At 61.7% G+C, this 16,165-nt stretch carries 13 protein-coding genes; 6 read left to right on the plus strand and 7 right to left on the minus strand.

Going from position 1 to position 16,165, the window contains the following annotated elements; genetic code table 11:
- Window positions 1-14: 14 nt before the first annotated feature.
- Together queF and copI are read right to left on the minus strand one after the other, a co-directional pair.
- Window positions 15-845, minus strand: a complete 831-nt coding sequence (gene queF, locus PspCFBP13509_RS00155) for an NADPH-dependent 7-cyano-7-deazaguanine reductase QueF (RefSeq protein WP_065947404.1) — start codon at window positions 843-845, stop codon at window positions 15-17.
- A 66-nt stretch (window positions 846-911) separates the two neighbouring features.
- On the minus strand, window positions 912-1,433 hold the full coding sequence (gene copI, locus PspCFBP13509_RS00160) for a copper-resistant cuproprotein CopI (RefSeq protein ID WP_065928149.1): 522 nt from the start codon (window positions 1,431-1,433) through the stop codon (window positions 912-914).
- A gap of 157 nt (window positions 1,434-1,590) precedes the next feature.
- Between copI and PspCFBP13509_RS00165 the strand changes: the two genes are divergently transcribed.
- The gene (locus tag PspCFBP13509_RS00165) at window positions 1,591-2,271 is read left to right on the plus strand and encodes a heavy metal response regulator transcription factor (RefSeq protein WP_027604224.1); all 681 of its coding nucleotides are present in this window, start codon (window positions 1,591-1,593) and stop codon (window positions 2,269-2,271) included.
- On the plus strand, window positions 2,268-3,623 hold the full coding sequence (locus PspCFBP13509_RS00170) for a heavy metal sensor histidine kinase (RefSeq protein ID WP_137211412.1): 1,356 nt from the start codon (window positions 2,268-2,270) through the stop codon (window positions 3,621-3,623). Before PspCFBP13509_RS00165 ends, PspCFBP13509_RS00170 begins: the two co-directional genes overlap by 4 nt.
- Window positions 3,624-3,676: 53 nt before the next feature.
- On the opposite strand, the gene PspCFBP13509_RS00175 is transcribed toward PspCFBP13509_RS00170, so the two are convergent.
- From PspCFBP13509_RS00175 to PspCFBP13509_RS00185, 3 genes are read right to left on the minus strand one after another with little or no spacing between them, the layout of a single operon-like run.
- A complete protein-coding gene (locus PspCFBP13509_RS00175) occupies window positions 3,677-4,921 on the minus strand; it encodes a lipoprotein-releasing ABC transporter permease subunit (RefSeq protein WP_065928151.1) in 1,245 nt (414 codons plus the stop codon).
- Window positions 4,922-4,979: 58 nt separating this feature from the next.
- Complete coding sequence (gene lolD, locus PspCFBP13509_RS00180; protein ID WP_024074097.1) at window positions 4,980-5,663, minus strand: lipoprotein-releasing ABC transporter ATP-binding protein LolD; 684 nt, start codon at window positions 5,661-5,663, stop codon at window positions 4,980-4,982.
- A 7-nt stretch (window positions 5,664-5,670) separates the two neighbouring features.
- A complete protein-coding gene (locus tag PspCFBP13509_RS00185) occupies window positions 5,671-6,921 on the minus strand; it encodes a lipoprotein-releasing ABC transporter permease subunit (RefSeq protein WP_027604228.1) in 1,251 nt (416 codons plus the stop codon).
- Between the two features lie 94 nt (window positions 6,922-7,015).
- Here PspCFBP13509_RS00185 and PspCFBP13509_RS00190 point away from each other — a divergent pair, with 94 nt between their 5' ends.
- Window positions 7,016-7,600 carry a PilZ domain-containing protein gene (locus tag PspCFBP13509_RS00190; RefSeq protein ID WP_065928153.1) on the plus strand — a complete coding sequence of 195 codons (585 nt, stop codon included), beginning with the start codon at window positions 7,016-7,018 and terminating at the stop codon, window positions 7,598-7,600.
- Between the two features lie 44 nt (window positions 7,601-7,644).
- Window positions 7,645-8,367: a glycerophosphodiester phosphodiesterase gene (locus tag PspCFBP13509_RS00195; RefSeq protein ID WP_027604230.1), complete on the plus strand. Its 723-nt coding sequence runs from the start codon at window positions 7,645-7,647 to the stop codon at window positions 8,365-8,367.
- Window positions 8,368-8,409: 42 nt separating this feature from the next.
- On the opposite strand, the gene sthA is transcribed toward PspCFBP13509_RS00195, so the two are convergent.
- Window positions 8,410-9,804 (minus strand): Si-specific NAD(P)(+) transhydrogenase, encoded by a 1,395-nt coding sequence (sthA, locus tag PspCFBP13509_RS00200; protein WP_005786183.1) that lies wholly within the window; start codon window positions 9,802-9,804, stop codon window positions 8,410-8,412.
- 234 nt (window positions 9,805-10,038) lie between these two features.
- Here sthA and PspCFBP13509_RS00205 point away from each other — a divergent pair, with 234 nt between their 5' ends.
- A complete protein-coding gene (locus tag PspCFBP13509_RS00205; RefSeq protein WP_065928154.1) occupies window positions 10,039-10,572 on the plus strand; it encodes a chalcone isomerase family protein in 534 nt (177 codons plus the stop codon).
- Window positions 10,573-10,909: 337 nt separating this feature from the next.
- Here the strand turns inward: PspCFBP13509_RS00205 and PspCFBP13509_RS00210 are convergent, their stop codons facing one another.
- Window positions 10,910-12,373 (minus strand): glyceraldehyde-3-phosphate dehydrogenase, encoded by a 1,464-nt coding sequence (locus tag PspCFBP13509_RS00210; RefSeq protein ID WP_027604232.1) that lies wholly within the window; start codon window positions 12,371-12,373, stop codon window positions 10,910-10,912.
- 340 nt (window positions 12,374-12,713) lie between these two features.
- Here PspCFBP13509_RS00210 and mfd point away from each other — a divergent pair, with 340 nt between their 5' ends.
- Window positions 12,714-16,163 carry a transcription-repair coupling factor gene (gene mfd, locus PspCFBP13509_RS00215; RefSeq protein ID WP_065939340.1) on the plus strand — a complete coding sequence of 1,150 codons (3,450 nt, stop codon included), beginning with the start codon at window positions 12,714-12,716 and terminating at the stop codon, window positions 16,161-16,163.
- Window positions 16,164-16,165: the final 2 nt, after the last annotated feature.

Raw genomic sequence — 16,165 nt, forward strand, 5'->3', positions numbered from 1 at the left:
CCTCCCATCTTTGTTTACTGACGGGCCAGGCGCACGTTCTGGAACGCCACATCTTCAGTGCTGCGGTAAGGGTTGATATCCAACCCGCCGCGCCGCACATAGCGCGCATACACCGTCAACTTTTCCGGCTTCAGCAAACGCTGCAGGTCAAGGAAGATGCGCTCCACGCACTGTTCATGGAAATCCGAGTGCTGGCGAAAGCTCACCAGGTATTCCAGCAAACTCCCGTGATCCAACGCCGAACCACGGTACTCCACCACCACGCTGCCCCAGTCGGGCTGGCTGGTCACCGGGCAGTTGGACTTGAGCAGGTGGCTGTGCACGCTCTCCTCGACAATGCGCGAGTCATCGCAACGCAGCAGCTCCGGGCGCGGGTGTTCGTAGTTGCTGACACTGATATCCAGATCGTCAATGCACGTGCCCGGCAACGCCATCACGCCTTCGGCCTCAATGTCGGCCAAGCTGCGGATACGCACGGTAACAGGCTTGCCGGCGGCGGCGCTGAGGTCGGTGCGCAGGGTCGCTTCCAGGCTTTGCACATCGGCAAACGCTGTCTGGTTGAGCGAGTTGAGGTACAGCTTGAACGACTTGGACTCGATGATGTTCGGCGAGTCGGCCGGGATGCTGAACTCACCGATGGCCACCACCGGCTTGCCCGACGGCAGCAGCCAGGACAACTCGAAGCAGTTCCAGAAGTCCACGCCCTTGTACGGCAGGGTCTCGGCGCTCAGGCCCAGCTCGGCCCACTTGGCGGCGCGTGGAATCGGGAACAGCAACGAAGGGGTGTAGGTGGAAATGTATTCACTGGACTTGCCCAGCGGCGAATGTTCGGCTGCGGGATGCATGGCGGAAACCTGGCTAAATAAACCGCGCCAGTCTACCAGCCTTTGCCCCCGCCCTTAAGAAACGCCTTACTCAACGGTCAGCTTGCCGACCATGCCCGCCTGGTAATGCCCGGGGAGGTTGCAGGCAAACTCCAGGCCGGTGGCCTTGGTGAACGTCCAGGTCAGCTCAGCAGTCTTGCCGGGTTCCACCAGCACGCTGTTGGGATCGTCGTGTTTCATGCCGCCCATTTCACCGTGGCCCATGGCGCTGTGATCCATCTTGCCCATACCCGTGGAGGTGAGCATGCCGCTGGCCTGCATCTGCAGCATTTCCTTCTGGTGTTCGGCGTGCATCGCCGCGTCACCGAGGTTGAATTCATGCAGCAACTGGCCTTTGTTGACCAGTACAAAGCGCACCGTCTCACCGGCCTTGACGTCCAGCGACTTGGGCGAAAAGGAAATGTCCTGCAGCGTCACTTCCACGGTGCGTGTGGCCTTATCCGCCGGTGCCGGCTGGCCGAACGCGTAGGTATGGGCCGCATCCGCCATTGCATTGAAACTCAACGCCAACAGGCAGCCCGCCAACAACAGGGGTGTACGCAATGCCATCTCGATTCTCCAAAAAGTGTGCAACCTGCTTGGACAGCACTCTAAGAGTGCGCCGCTGCCAGCCAGCTGACTGCTAGATTACAACTTTGTCAGGTTGCGCCCTTCCCCTGGCACCCAAGGTATAAAGCCCCTCGTGAACTGTTGCCAAGAGCCGCCCATGAAATTGCTGATCGTCGAAGACCAACCGAAAACCGGCCACTATCTGCGCCAAGGCCTGGCCGAGGCGGGCTTTACCACCGAACTGGTGGCCGACGGTACCAGCGGCCAGCACCTGGCGCTGACCGGCGATTATGACCTGTTGATCCTGGATGTGATGCTGCCCGGTCGCGACGGTTGGCAAATCCTGCAAGCGGTGCGCAGTGCCGGCCTGGAGATCCCGGTGCTGTTTCTGACCGCCCGGGATGCCGTGGAAGACCGGGTGCACGGCCTGGAACTGGGTGCCGACGATTACCTGGTCAAGCCCTTTGCCTTCTCCGAACTGCTGGCGCGGGTACGCAGCCTGTTGCGCCGTGGCAGCAGCACGCCGCAGGAAACCGCCCTGCAACTGGCCGACCTGCGCCTGGACCTGCTCCGCCGCCGCGTCGAACGGGACGGCCAGCGCATCGACCTCACCGCCAAGGAATTCTCCCTGCTGGAACTGCTGCTGCGCCGCCAGGGCGAAGTCCTGCCCAAGTCGCTGATTGCCTCCCAGGTGTGGGACATGAATTTCGACAGTGACACCAACATCATCGAAGTCGCGATCCGGCGCCTGCGCCTGAAAGTCGACGATCCTTTCCCCACCAAGCTGATCCATACCGTGCGCGGCATGGGTTATGTGCTGGAGGAGCGCAGCCATTGAACCCGCGTCTGTCCCTGGCCAGCCGCCTGGCCCTGCTGTTTGCGGCGTGCACCGCGGTGGTCTCGTTGTTCGCCGGCGTGCTGTTCAACCGTGCCAGCGAGGCGCACTTCATTGAGCTGGACCAACAGCAACTCGACAGCAAGCTGGTGGCGCTGCGCAGTACCTTGCAGGGCGTCGAATCACTGGACTCATTCGCCCAACGCGAAGCGCAGCTGCGAGCCGAACTCAATCGCCAGCCTGACCTGACATTGCGCATCACCGCCGCCGGCCAGCGCTGGCTGGACGATGCACCAAGCGTCAGCCTGCCCGAGGCGCCTGGCCTGCACACCCTGCAGAACGCCGGCACCGACTACCGCGTCTACAACGCCCCCTTGAGGCCCGGCCAGCACGCCTCACCGCAACTGACCCTGATGCTCGACATCACCCATCACCAGCACTTCCTGCAACGCATGCAACATTTGATCTGGCTCACCGTCGGCCTGTCGGCCCTGGCCACCGCGCTGCTGGGCGCCTGGGCTGCACGCAGTGGCTTGCGTCCGTTGCGGCGCATGGGCGAAGTGGCTGCCAGTGTATCGGCCCACTCCTTGACCCAGCGCCTGCCTCAACAGCAAATGCCGGCGGAACTGGCCGAATTGGCCCAGGCCTTCAATGCCATGCTCGGGCGATTGGACGACGCCTTCCAACGCCTGTCGGCCTTCTCCGCCGACATTGCCCATGAACTGCGCACGCCCCTGTCGAACCTGCTGACCCAGACCCAGGTCATCCTGACCCAACCGCGCCCCCTGGAGGATTACCGCGAAGCGCTGCACAGCAACCTGGAAGAGCTGCAATGGATGGCGCAGTTGGTGAATGACATGCTGTACCTGGCCAAGGCGGACCACGGCTTGCTGGTGCCCAAGCGCGAGCCGTTGGTACTGGCGGATGAAGTGGAAACGTTGCTGGAGTTTTTCGCGTTGCTGGCAGAAGACGCACAGGTCTCGCTGGTACGCGAAGGCGGCGCGCAAACCGCCGGCGATTGCGGCATGCTGCGCCGGGCCCTGTCGAACCTGCTGGATAACGCCCTCAGGTTCACCCCGGCCGGCGGCCAAGTGCGCGTGCGGATGGTTGAAGGCGCACGGGGCGTGACACTGACGGTAGAAAACAGCGGGGAAGGTATTCCAGCGCACGTGTTGCCGAGGCTGTTCGACCGGTTCTACCGAGCCGACCCGGCGCGCCATGAGGGCAGCAGCGAGCATGCGGGGCTGGGATTGGCGATTACCCAGTCGATTGTGCGAGCCCATGGGGGGAGGATTTTTTGTGAATCCGCGGCGGGGTGGACAAGGTTTGTGATTGAGTTGCCCAGGGGAAATTGATGCAAGCCGGGCCGGCCCTATCGGGGGCTTGCCCCCGATAGCGGTCTTAAAGACTACGAATACCTAAGGGCATGCGCCGGCTCAATCTTCGCCGCCCGATACGCCGGGTAAATCGTCGCTAGGAAGCTCAACACAAACCCGGCCGTACAAATCAGCACCACATCGCCACTTTGCAGCTCGGAAGGCAGGTTGCTGACGAAGTACACATCCGAACTGAAGATATGCTGCCCGCTCACCCGTTCCAGCCAGCCCACCAGCTCACTCACGTTCAGCGCCGCAATCACCCCCAGCACACCGCCGATCAAGGTGCCGACAATGCCGATCACCGTACCCTGCACCATGAAGATCGCCATGATCTGCCGTGGCGTGGCGCCGATGGTACGCAGGATCGCGATGTCCGCGCCCTTGTCGTTCACCACCATGATCAGCGTGGCGATGATGTTGAACGCCGCGACGGCGACGATCATCAGCAACAACAGGCCGATCATGGTCTTTTCCATCTTCATCGCGCTGAACAGGCTGCCCTGGGTGTGGGTCCAGTCATCGGGCTTGTAGCCGCTGCCGAGGCTGGCGGCGATGTCCGCCGAGACCTTGGGCGCTGCGTACAGGTCTTTCAACGCCAGGCGCACGCTCTGCACCTGGTTCGGCTGCCAATGCTGTATCTCGGCGGCGTCAGCCATGTGGATCAAGGCCATGGAGCCATCCAGCTCGGCGCCGACCTTGAAGATACCCACTACGTTCAGACGCTGCATGCGCGGGGTGATACCACCGGGCGCACTGCTGATCTCCGGGACGATCAGGGTCAATTTGTCGCCCACATTCAGGCGAAAACGCCGGGCGGTGATTTCGCCGACCACCACGCCGAACTCACCGGGCTTCAGGTCTTCCAGTTTGCCCTGCACGATATGCTGGGCCACGATCGACACCTTGCCTTCCTGGGCCGGGTCAACACCGCTGATCTCAATCGGCTGCATCGCGCCCTTGTAGGAGAACATGCCGTCCATCTGCGTGAACGGTACGGCGGCAGTCACTTGCGGATTTTTCATCGCCGCAGCGGCCAGCGGCTGCCAATCGTCGATCGGGTTCACCCCGACGATAGTGGCGTGGGGCACCATGCCAAGGATGCGCGAGCTCATTTCACGCTGGAAGCCGTTCATCACCGACAGCACCACGATCATCGCCAGCACGCCCAGGGCGAGGCCAATCATCGAGGTCATCGAGATGAACGAAACAAAACGGTTGCGGCGCTTGGCGCGGGTATAGCGCGTGCCGATGAAAATCGATAACGGTCTGAACATTCGCGGGCACCGTTGGAAAAATAGAAAACCCGGCGTCAGGCACCGGGCTTGAAACAGGTCAGATGGCGACCAGATGACCTTCCTGCAGGTGCAGCACGCGGTCCATCTGGCGGGCCATGCTCATGTCATGGGTCACCACCAGGAACGCGGTGCGCATCTGGGTGCTCAGTTCCAGCATCAAGTCCTTGATGCCCTGGGCGGTGTGGGAGTCGAGGTTGCCGGTGGGCTCGTCGAGCATCACCAGGCCCGGGTTGTTCACCAGGGCACGGGCAATCGCCACACGCTGGCGCTCACCGCCGGACAGTTCGGCCGGCTTGTGTTCCAGGCGATGGCCGAGGCCGACGCGCTCGAGCAACGCCTTGGCACGCTGGCGCGCTTCCGGGATCGCGGTCTTGCCGATCAACAGCGGCATGCACACGTTTTCCAGGGCGGTGAATTCCGGCAACAGGTGGTGGAACTGGTACACAAAGCCCAACGAGCGGTTGCGCAACTGGCCACGGGCCTTTTCATTCAGGGCCGACAGTTCTTCACCGGCCAGCCATACGCTGCCCTGGGACGGCGTATCGAGGCCGCCCAACAGGTTGAGCAAGGTACTTTTGCCGGAACCGGAACTGCCGACGATCGCCACGCGCTCGCCGGGATGCAGTTCCAGTTGCAGGTTGGACAGCACCACGACCGACTCCGGGCCTTCCTCGTAGGATTTGCCCAGGTTGCGGCAGCTCAGGATTGCTTTTTCACTCATGCCCGATTCACTCATAACGTAAGGCCTGTGCTGGCTGGGTACGTGCCGCGCGCCAGGCTGGATACAGGGTGGCAAGGAAACTCAGGACCAACGCGGCGCCGCCCACCATCAGCACGTCCTGGGCTTGCACCTGGGACGGCAGGTAATCGATGAAGTAGACGTCGGCGTTGAGGAACTTGTGGCCGATCACCTTTTCAAGCAAGGCGATGGCGGCACTGACGTTCAGCGCGGCCAAAATGCCTACCGCAGTGCCGATCAAGGTGCCGACCACGCCGATCACGGTGCCCTGCACCATGAAGATCGCCATGATCTGCCCCGGCGTGGCGCCGAGGGTGCGCAGGATGGCGATGTCGCCCTTCTTGTCATTCACCACCATCACCAGCGTGGAGATGATGTTGAAGGCCGCGACCGCGACGATCAGCAGCAACAGCAGGCCGATCATGGCTTTTTCCATGCGGATGGCCTGGTACAGGTTGCCGTGGGTGCGGGTCCAGTCGCGGGCGTAGTACTGGCTTTCACCCAGGTGCTGGGCGATTTCCCAGGCGCCACGCGGGGCATCGAACAGGTCGTTGAACTTCAGGCGCAGGCCTTGCACCTGGTCCGGCTGCCAGCGATGCAGGCGGGCCAGGTCGGTGAGGTTGGTCAGGCCGAGGTAGCCGTCGATCTCGCCGGCGCCGACGTGGAAGGTGCCGACCACGGTAAAGCGCTTCATGCGCGGGAACATGCCGGCCGGCGTCACGGTGACTTCCGGCGCGACGAAGGTCAGTTTGTCGCCGATGCCCACGCCGAGCTTGGCCGCCGCCTTGTCACCGATGACAATGCCAAAACTGCCGGGGGCCAGATCGTCGAGCTTGCCCTGCAACATGAACTTGTCGATGATCGAGACGTTGCGTTCCTGGGCCGGATCGATGGCATTGAGCAGGATTTTCTGCACCTTGCCGTCGTTGGTCAGCAGCCCCTGCATCTGGGTAAACGGCGCCACGGCCACTACCTTGGGGTTCTGCTTGACCTTGGCGGCCAGGCTTTGCCAGTCGCTGATGGGCGCATCGCCCTCGATGGTCGCGTGGGGCACCATGCCCAGCACGCGGGTGCGCATTTCATGATCGAAGCCGTTCATCACCGACAGCACCACGATCATCACGACCACACCAAGGGCGAGACCGATCATCGAGGTCAAGGAAATGAACGACACAAAATGATTGCGACGTTTTGCACGGGTATAACGCGTGCCGATAAATACGAAGAGAGGTCTGAACATGTCGGGGCTTGTTCGGAGGAAAAGAAGACGTCCCGGTGGCGGGGTCTGGTAAGCAGCTTTACACTCAGACCATTACCGTTACCTGGGGTTCGCCATGTCGACATTAGATGAAGAAGAGCGCCGCGAATACTACCGTATCGACGACATGATCGCACTCCAAATCAAAAGCCTGTCTGCCCCCGAAGCGGCGAGCAAGGAAGTGTTGCTGGATGATTCACCGCTGTTCAATCTGCTCAGTGAACTGCACCTGAGCGAATTTGAAGCCCAGCACCTGCTGCGCCAGCTCAGCGAGAAGGATCGCACCCTCGTGGCCTTTCTCCGCGTGCAGAACAAACGCCTGGATTTGCTCAGCCAAATCATGGCCCGCGGCCTGCTGGATGAGGTCGGCGCCCCGCAGCCGGTGATCATTTCCGAAGGCGGCATCGATTTCCAACACCCCTCCCCCCTGACGGTGGGTGCGCACCTGGCGGTCAAGCTGGTGCTGATGCCCCAGGCGCTCGGCCTGCTGCTGCGCGCGCGGGTCACCCATTGCGATTCCAAGGGCACCGGCTTCGACGTCGGCACGGAATTCGAAGCCATGACCGATGCCCAACGCCAGCTCCTGGCGCGCTACATCCTGCAGAAACAGGCGCAGGAACGGCGCCTGGCACGGGAACAGAGCGACGCCCAAGACACCTGAATTCGTATTTACCCTGCCAGACAACCTGGCGTAAAGGAGCAACTGTGACCCTGATCTACGGCCACCGCGGTGCCAAAGGCGAAGCACCGGAAAACACCCTGACCAGCTTCCAGGCGTGTCTCAAGCACGGTGTACGCCGCTGCGAACTGGATTTGCACCTGTCCATGGACGGCGAGCTGATGGTCATCCACGACCCGACCCTCAAGCGCACCACCGACCGGCGCGGCAAAGTCGTCGAGTATTCGGCGGCAGACCTGGTGAAGATGGACGCGCGCAAAGGCGGCCCGGGCTGGGTCAAGCCTTGCCCGATTCCGCGCCTGGAAGAGCTGTTCGAACAGTGCGACTTCGATCACTGGCAACTGGAAGTCAAAAGCGCCTCGCGCACCCGCGCCGCGACCACCGTGCTGGCCATTCGTGAGATGGCCGTGCGTTTCGGCCTGATGGACAAGGTCACCGTGACCTCAAGCTCGCGGGAAGTGTTGAAGGCGGCGGTTGAACTCACCCCCGACCTGTCACGCGGGCTGGTCGCCGAATATGCGTGGCTCGACCCGCTGAAGGTCGCGCAAAACTACGGCTGTGAGATGCTGGCGTTGAACTGGACGTTGTGCACCCCCGAACGCCTGGAAAAAGCCCAGCGCCAGGGCCTGCACGTGTCCGTGTGGACAGTCAACGAACCTGCGCTGATGCGCAGGCTCGCCGACTTCGGCGTAGATAGCCTGATTACAGACTTTCCCGGTTTGGCCACTGCCACCCTCGAGAATTACTGAAATCGGTCTCCCCGGCCGGCTCAGGCCACCGGCCGGAGCCGCTCAAAAAAGCCGGTTGAGGCCGTCGTAGGCCGCTACCCGATAGGCTTCGGCCATGGTCGGGTAGTTGAACGTGGTGTTGACGAAATACTTGAGGGTATTTTGCTCACCCGGCTGGTTCATGATCGCCTGGCCGATGTGCACGATCTCCGAAGCCTGGTAGCCGAAGCAATGCACGCCGAGGACTTCCAGGGTTTCGCGGTGGAACAGGATCTTGAGCATGCCTTGCGGCTCACCGGCAATCTGCGCACGCGCCATGCTCTTGAAGAACGCCTTGCCCACTTCGTAAGGCACCTTAGCCTTGGTCAGTTCGTGCTCGTTCTTGCCGATCGAGCTGATCTCGGGAATCGTGTAGATCCCGGTCGGCACGTCGTTCACATAACGCCAGCTGCCGTTGTCGACAATGCTGCCGGCGGCCGAACGGCCCTGGTCATGCGCCGCACTGGCCAGGCTTGGCCAGCCGATCACGTCACCGGCACCGTAGATGTTGGTCACGCAGGTGCGATAGTTCTCGTCCACTTCGATCTGGCCACGGCTGTTGACCTTGACCCCGATGTTTTCCATGCCGAGCTTGTCGGTGTTGCCGGTACGGCCGTTGCACCACAGCAAGGCATCGGCCTTGATCTTCTTGCCGGACTTGAGGTGCAGGATCACGCCGTTGTCCAGGCCTTCGACCCGCTCGTATTCTTCGTTGTGACGCACGGTGATGTTGTTGTTGCTGAAGTGGTAGCTCAACGCCTGGGAAATTTCCGAGTCGAGGAAGCTCAGCAACTGGTCGCGGTTGTCCACCAGCTCCACCAGCACGCCCAGGCCGCTGAAGATCGAGGCGTATTCACAGCCGATCACGCCGGCGCCGTAGATGATCAACTTGCGCGGGGTATGGCCCAGGCTGAGGATGGTGTCGCTATCGTAGATACGCGGGTGGTGGAAATCGATGTCCGCCGGGCGATACGGGCGCGAACCGGTGGCGATGATGATGTGCTTGGCCACCAGCTTCTCGACCACGCCGTTGGCGCACACCACTTCGACGGTTTGCTCGTCGGCGAAGCTGCCGGTGCCGAAGAACAGGTCGACACGGTTACGGGCGTAGTAGCCGGTGCGCGAAGCGACTTGCTTGGAGATGACCTTCTCGGCGCTTTTCAACACGTCCGGGAACGAGAACCAGCGCGGCTCACCAATGGCCCGGAACATCGGGTTGGTGTTGAACTGCATGATCTGGCGCACCGAGTGACGCAAAGCCTTGGACGGGATGGTACCCAGGTGGGTGCAGTTACCGCCGACCTGGCGACGGCTATCGACCATCGCCACCTTGCGCCCTGCCTTCGCGGCGTTCATCGCCGCACCTTCTCCAGCCGGGCCGGAACCCAGTACCACCACGTCGTAGTTGTAGACAGCCATGCGTACTCCTCAGAACAGGCCAGGCGCACGGTTGGACGCCTGGCTAAATCATGCCGCGGCCAGCGGTCATGAAGGACAATTTGGCTCAAGTGTGTGAACCGGGGCACAGTCTATATAAGGCTCAACGCCGCGCACATTAACCCTTGGTCGCGTCGTAGGCCAGTTTTGCCTTTACTACAGGAACAGGAAACGGGCATTACACTGCTGACACGCACCTTTGCAGGACGGGCCATTATGCGGCATGTCGTTTTCTGTTTAATGATGATTTTTTCGGTTGTGGTGCATGCAAGTGAGGCAGACCGGCTCCGGCAAGCCGATTTTCCTGCGCAAGCCCATGGACTGGCGCTGAAAAACCAGACGGTGTTCACCTACCTCTGGGCGGATGTGTACGCGGCTGCGCTGTATGCCCCGCAGACTGTGAGCGCCAGGCAGGCATGGGACTCGCAACAGCCGCTGCGCCTTGTGCTGTATTACTTTCGCGACATCGACCGCAACGATGTGATCAAGGCGGCGACGGCCACCTTGGAGCGCCAGCAAGCCAGCCCTCGCCTGAGGATTGAAGTTGACCAGTTGCACGCCAGCTTTCGTAACATCCGCAGCGGTGATCGCTACGCCCTGGACTTTCGCCCCGGCCGTGGCCTGAATCTGGAGATCAATGGGCAGGTGGTGTTCAGCAGCCGCAATGACGCGCTGGCAAGGGCCTACCTGGGTATTTGGCTGGCGCCCAAGGGTTTGTCCGATGATTTGCGCGGCAAACTGCTGAAATGAGTATGCATCCTCTGAACGATCGCTATCGGGGGCAAGCCCTAATGCCAGTCAGTTAAGCGTACATCGCCTCCTGTAGGAGCGAGCTTGCTCGCGAAAAACGCCAACGATAACGCGTGCTTCCTGAATGAACGCGGCGCCTGTGAATTTTTCGCGAGCAAGCTCGCTCCTACAAAAAGCCTTAACTGACTGGCATTAGCCCCCTCCCACATGTCGACTTGTGAATACATTCAAATGTGGGAGGGAGCCTGCTGCCGATGAGGCCCAGCTCGACAACACAAAACCCGCTGCCATGAAAAAGCCCCGAACCAGTCGGGGCTTTTTCATGCAGTGCTAAGGCTTAGCGCGGGAACGCAGGCGGGTTGACCCCGGCCATGTCTTCCATCACGCGAACCACCTGGCAGCTGTAGCCGAACTCGTTGTCGTACCAGACGTACAGCACAACGCGGTTGTCCTGGGTAATGGTCGCTTCAGCGTCCACCACACCGGCGTGGCGCGAGCCAACGAAGTCGGTGGACACCACTTCCTGGGAATTGACGAAGTCGATTTGCTTATGCAGGTCGGAGTGCAGCGCCATGTAGCGCAGGTACTCGTTCATCTCTTCACGGGTAGCGGCTTTCTCAAGGTTCAGGTTGAGAATGGCCATCGACACGTTCGGCGTCGGCACACGGATCGCGTTACCGGTCAGCTTGCCGGCCAGCTCCGGCAGGGCCTTGGCAGCGGCGGTGGCGGCACCGGTCTCGGTGATGACCATGTTCAGCGCGGCGCTGCGGCCACGGCGATCGCCCTTGTGGAAGTTGTCGATCAGGTTCTGGTCGTTGGTGTACGAGTGAACGGTTTCAACGTGGCCGTTGACGATGCCGAACTTGTCATTCACAGCCTTGAGCACCGGCACGATGGCGTTGGTGGTGCAGGAGGCGGCGGACACGATCTTGTCGTCAGCGGTGATTTCACCGTGGTTGATGCCGTGCACGATGTTCTTGAGCTTGCCTTTGCCAGGCGCGGTCAGCACGACGCGGTCGATACCCGGGCAGGCCAGGTGCTGGCCCAGGCCTTCGGCATCACGCCATACGCCGGTGTTGTCCACCAGCAGGGCGTCCTTGATGCCGTACTGGGTGTAATCCACCTCGGTCGGGTTCTTCGCGTAGATCACCTGGATCAGGTTACCGTTGGCGGTGATGGTGTTGTTTTCTTCGTCGATGGTGATGGTGCCGTTGAACGAACCGTGTACCGAATCGCGACGCAGCAGGCTGGCGCGTTTGGTCAGGTCGTTCTCGGCGCCTTTGCGCACCACGATGGCACGCAGGCGCAGGCCGTCGCCGCCACCGGTTTTTTCGATCAGGATGCGCGCCAGCAGGCGGCCGATACGACCGAAACCGTACAGGACAACGTCGGTGCCTTTGCGGGCAGCGGCGTTTTGCTGGCCCACCACATCGGCCATTTCTTCACGCACGAACTGCTCGGCGCTGCGGCCGGCACCTTCCTTGCGGAATTTGTAGGCCAGCTTGCCCAGGTCTACCGAAGCCGCGCCGAGCTTGAGCTCGCTCATGGCCTTGAGCAGGGGGAATGTTTCGTGGACGGAGAGTTCGCTGTCGTCGGCGGAACGATGGCGAGCAAAGCGATGCGCCTTGAGAATCGCGATGACTGATTGGTTGATCAGGCTGCGGCCATAGATCGAGCTCACCACATTGTTATTGCGGTACAGCTGACCGATAAGCGGGATCATCGCTTCTGCGAGTGCTTCACGGTCGATCCATTCACCAAGACACTGGTCGGGCTTCTGAGTCACGGGAACCTTCCACATGTAGGGGCTGAAAAAAGGGGCTACATTATGTCGTCCGACCGCCCGTTGAGCAATGCGCCAACCACAACAAAAAGCCCTTGCAAAAAAATACCACCCCGCTACAGGCCAGGAAACACGCGGGTTTCAGAAGGCCACCAATGGCGCAGTGCCGCCAACTTGTCCGTAACTCTCCGAAACATCCGTGCAAAACGGCACTACATAATGAGTCAAAAGGCTGCTTTGTTTGTCTTAGCCACTACATTTCCTACAAACCGTAATAGGCTCAGTCAGCAACTGACAGGCGGCACCTCGGGCCGTTACAATTACCGACTTTGTCGCAACGCTTGGAGCTCAACCTTCCGTGCCCGTTCTGCGTCTACCGCTTCTCCCTGCCGCGGCAGGTAAACAGCACTGGGGCAACCTGCCCGGTGCCGCCCTGAGCCTGGCCATTGCCGAGGCTGCCAGCGCAGCCAAGCGCTTTACCCTGCTGCTTACCGCCGACAGCCAAAGCGCCGAACGGTTGGAGCAGGAGCTGAGCTTCTTCGCCCCCGATTTGCCGGTGCTGCATTTTCCCGACTGGGAAACCCTGCCCTACGACCTGTTCTCGCCGCACCAGGACATCATCTCCCAGCGCATCGCCAGCCTGTACCGCCTGCCGGAACTGGCCCACGGTGTATTGGTGGTGCCGATCACCACCGCCCTGCACCGCCTGGCGCCGACCAAGTTCCTGCTGGGCAGCAGCCTGGTGCTGGATATCGGCCAGAAACTCGACGTGGAACAGATGCGCACGCGCCTCGAAGCCAGCGGCTACCGCTGTGTCGACACGGTGTATGAGCACGGTGAATTCGCCGTGCGTGGTGCGCTGATCGACCTGTTCCCCATGGGCAGCAAGTTGCCGTACCGCATCGACCTGTTCGATGACGAAATCGAGACCCTGCGCACCTTCGATCCGGAAAACCAGCGGTCCATCGACAAGGTCGAGTCGATCAAGCTGCTGCCGGCGCGGGAGTTCCCGCTGCAAAAGGACGCGGTCACGCGCTTCAAGGCGCGCTTCCGTGAACGCTTTGATGTGGACTTCCGCCGCTGCCCGATCTTCCAGGACTTGAGCAGCGGGATTACCCCGGCCGGTATCGAGTACTACCTGCCGCTGTTTTTCGACGAAACCTCGACCCTGTTCGACTACCTGCCCCAGGACACCCAGGTGTTCTCGTTGCCGGGCATCGAACAGGCGGCGGAAAACTTCTGGAACGACGTGCGCAACCGCTATGAAGAGCGCCGCGTCGATCCTTCCCGGCCTTTATTGCCGCCCGCCGAATTGTTCCTGCCGGTGGAAGACTGCTTCGCCCGCCTGAAAAACTGGCCGCGCGTGGTCGCCAGCCAACAGGATGTGGATACCGGCAGCGGTCGCGAGCGTTTCCCGGCGGCGACGCTGCCGGACCTGGCGATCCAGGCCAAAGCCACGCAACCCCTGGAAGCACTCTCGAACTTCCTCGGCGACTTCCCCGGCCGCGTGCTGTTCACCGCCGAGTCCGCCGGGCGCCGTGAAGTGCTGCTGGAGCTGCTGGAACGCCTGAAGCTGCGGCCGAAAACCGTCGACAGCTGGCCGGATTTTGTCGCCGGCAAAGAGCGCCTGGCGATCACCATCGCGCCACTGGACGAAGGCCTGCTGCTGGATGACCCGGCGCTCGCGCTGATCGCCGAAAGCCCGCTGTTCGGCCAGCGCGTGATGCAGCGTCGCCGCCGTGAAAAACGCGCCGACGCCAACAACGATGCGGTGATCAAAAACCTCACGGAACTGCGCGAAGGCGCGCCGGTGGTGCATATCGACCACGGTGTCGGCCGCTACCTGGGCCTGCAGACCCTGGAGATCGACAACCAGGCCGCCGAATTCCTCACCATGGAATACGCCGAGGGCGCCAAGCTCTACGTGCCGGTGGCCAACCTGCACCTGATCGCCCGCTACACCGGCAGCGACGACGCCCTGGCGCCGTTGCACCGCCTGGGCTCCGAGACCTGGCAGAAAGCCAAGCGCAAGGCCGCCGAACAGGTGCGCGATGTCGCCGCCGAACTGCTCGACATCTATGCCCGTCGTGCGGCGCGCGAAGGGTATGCCTTCGCCGACCCGAAAGCCGACTACGCCACCTTCAGTGCCGGCTTCGCCTTCGAAGAAACCCCGGACCAGCAAACCACCATCGAAGCGGTGCGCGCCGACATGCTCGCGCCCAAGCCGATGGACCGCCTGGTGTGCGGCGACGTGGGCTTCGGCAAGACCGAAGTGGCCATGCGCGCGGCCTTTATTGCGGTACACGGCGGCAAGCAAGTGGCGATCCTGGTGCCGACTACCCTGCTCGCCCAACAACACTACAACAGCTTCCGCGACCGCTTTGCCGACTGGCCGGTGACCGTGGAAGTGATGAGCCGCTTCAAGTCCGCCAAGGAAGTGAATGCCGCCGTCGCCGACCTCGCCGAAGGCAAGATCGACATCGTGATCGGCACGCACAAGCTGCTGTCGGACGATGTAAAGATCAAGAACCTGGGCCTGGTGATCATCGACGAAGAACACCGCTTCGGTGTGCGTCAGAAAGAACAGCTCAAGGCCCTGCGCAGTGAAGTCGACATTCTTACCCTCACCGCCACGCCGATTCCGCGCACGCTGAACATGGCGGTGTCGGGCATGCGCGACCTGTCGATCATCGCCACGCCGCCGGCGCGGCGCCTGTCGGTGCGCACGTTCGTGATGGAGCAGAACAAAAGCACAGTCAAGGAAGCGCTGCTGCGGGAATTGCTGCGCGGCGGCCAGGTGTACTACCTGCACAACGACGTAAAAACCATCGAGAAATGCGCCGCCGACCTCGCCGAACTGGTGCCGGAAGCACGCATCGCCATCGGCCACGGGCAGATGCGCGAACGCGATCTCGAACAGGTGATGAGCGACTTCTATCACAAGCGCTTCAACGTGCTGATCGCCTCGACCATCATCGAGACCGGCATCGACGTGCCTAGCGCCAACACCATCATCATCGAGCGGGCCGACAAGTTCGGCCTGGCCCAGTTGCACCAGTTGCGCGGTCGGGTTGGGCGCAGTCACCACCAGGCGTATGCCTACCTGCTGACACCGCCCCGCCAACAGATCACCGGGGACGCCGAAAAGCGCCTGGAAGCAATCGCCAACACCCAGGACCTGGGCGCCGGTTTTGTGCTGGCCACCAACGACCTGGAAATCCGTGGTGCCGGCGAACTGCTGGGCGATGGCCAGAGCGGGCAGATCCAGGCCGTCGGTTTCACCTTGTATATGGAGATGCTCGAACGCGCGGTGAAAGCCATCCGAAAGGGCGAGCAGCCAAACCTCGACCAGCCCCTGGGCGGCGGTCCGGAAATCAACCTGCGCTTGCCGGCGTTGATCCCCGAAGACTACCTGCCGGATGTGCATGCACGGCTGATCCTGTACAAGCGCATCGCCTCGGCCACCGACGAAGAAGGCCTCAAGGACCTGCAGGTGGAGATGATCGACCGCTTCGGCCTGCTGCCCGAGCCGACCAAGAACCTGGTGCGCCTGACCCTGCTCAAATTGCAGGCCGAGCAGCTTGGGATCAAGAAAGTCGACGCCGGGCCGCAAGGCGGGCGTATCGAGTTCGAAGCGCAGACACCGGTGGACCCACTGGTGCTGATCAAGCTGATCCAGGGCCAGCCCAATCGCTACAAGTTCGAAGGGGCTACGCTGTTCAAGTTCATGGTGCCGATGGAACGTGCCGAAGAACGCTTTAATACATTGGAGGCGTTGTTCGAGCGCCTCATCCCGAAATCTGCTTGAAG

The sequence above is a fragment of the Pseudomonas sp. CFBP13509 genome (assembly GCF_005233485.1).
In the GTDB taxonomy this organism is placed as follows: Bacteria; Pseudomonadota; Gammaproteobacteria; order Pseudomonadales; family Pseudomonadaceae; genus Aquipseudomonas; species Aquipseudomonas marginalis.

Coding starts and splice junctions, on each gene's coding strand:
- queF (WP_065947404.1), bottom strand. CDS start 845: ATGCATCCCGCAGCCGAACATTCGCCGCTGGGCAAGTCCAGTGAATAC.
- copI (WP_065928149.1), bottom strand. CDS start 1,433: ATGGCATTGCGTACACCCCTGTTGTTGGCGGGCTGCCTGTTGGCGTTG.
- PspCFBP13509_RS00165 (WP_027604224.1), top strand. CDS start 1,591: ATGAAATTGCTGATCGTCGAAGACCAACCGAAAACCGGCCACTATCTG.
- PspCFBP13509_RS00175 (WP_065928151.1), bottom strand. CDS start 4,921: ATGTTCAGACCGTTATCGATTTTCATCGGCACGCGCTATACCCGCGCC.
- lolD (WP_024074097.1), bottom strand. CDS start 5,663: ATGAGTGAAAAAGCAATCCTGAGCTGCCGCAACCTGGGCAAATCCTAC.
- PspCFBP13509_RS00185 (WP_027604228.1), bottom strand. CDS start 6,921: ATGTTCAGACCTCTCTTCGTATTTATCGGCACGCGTTATACCCGTGCA.
- PspCFBP13509_RS00190 (WP_065928153.1), top strand. CDS start 7,016: ATGTCGACATTAGATGAAGAAGAGCGCCGCGAATACTACCGTATCGAC.
- sthA (WP_005786183.1), bottom strand. CDS start 9,804: ATGGCTGTCTACAACTACGACGTGGTGGTACTGGGTTCCGGCCCGGCT.
- PspCFBP13509_RS00205 (WP_065928154.1), top strand. CDS start 10,039: ATGCGGCATGTCGTTTTCTGTTTAATGATGATTTTTTCGGTTGTGGTG.
- PspCFBP13509_RS00210 (WP_027604232.1), bottom strand. CDS start 12,373: ATGTGGAAGGTTCCCGTGACTCAGAAGCCCGACCAGTGTCTTGGTGAA.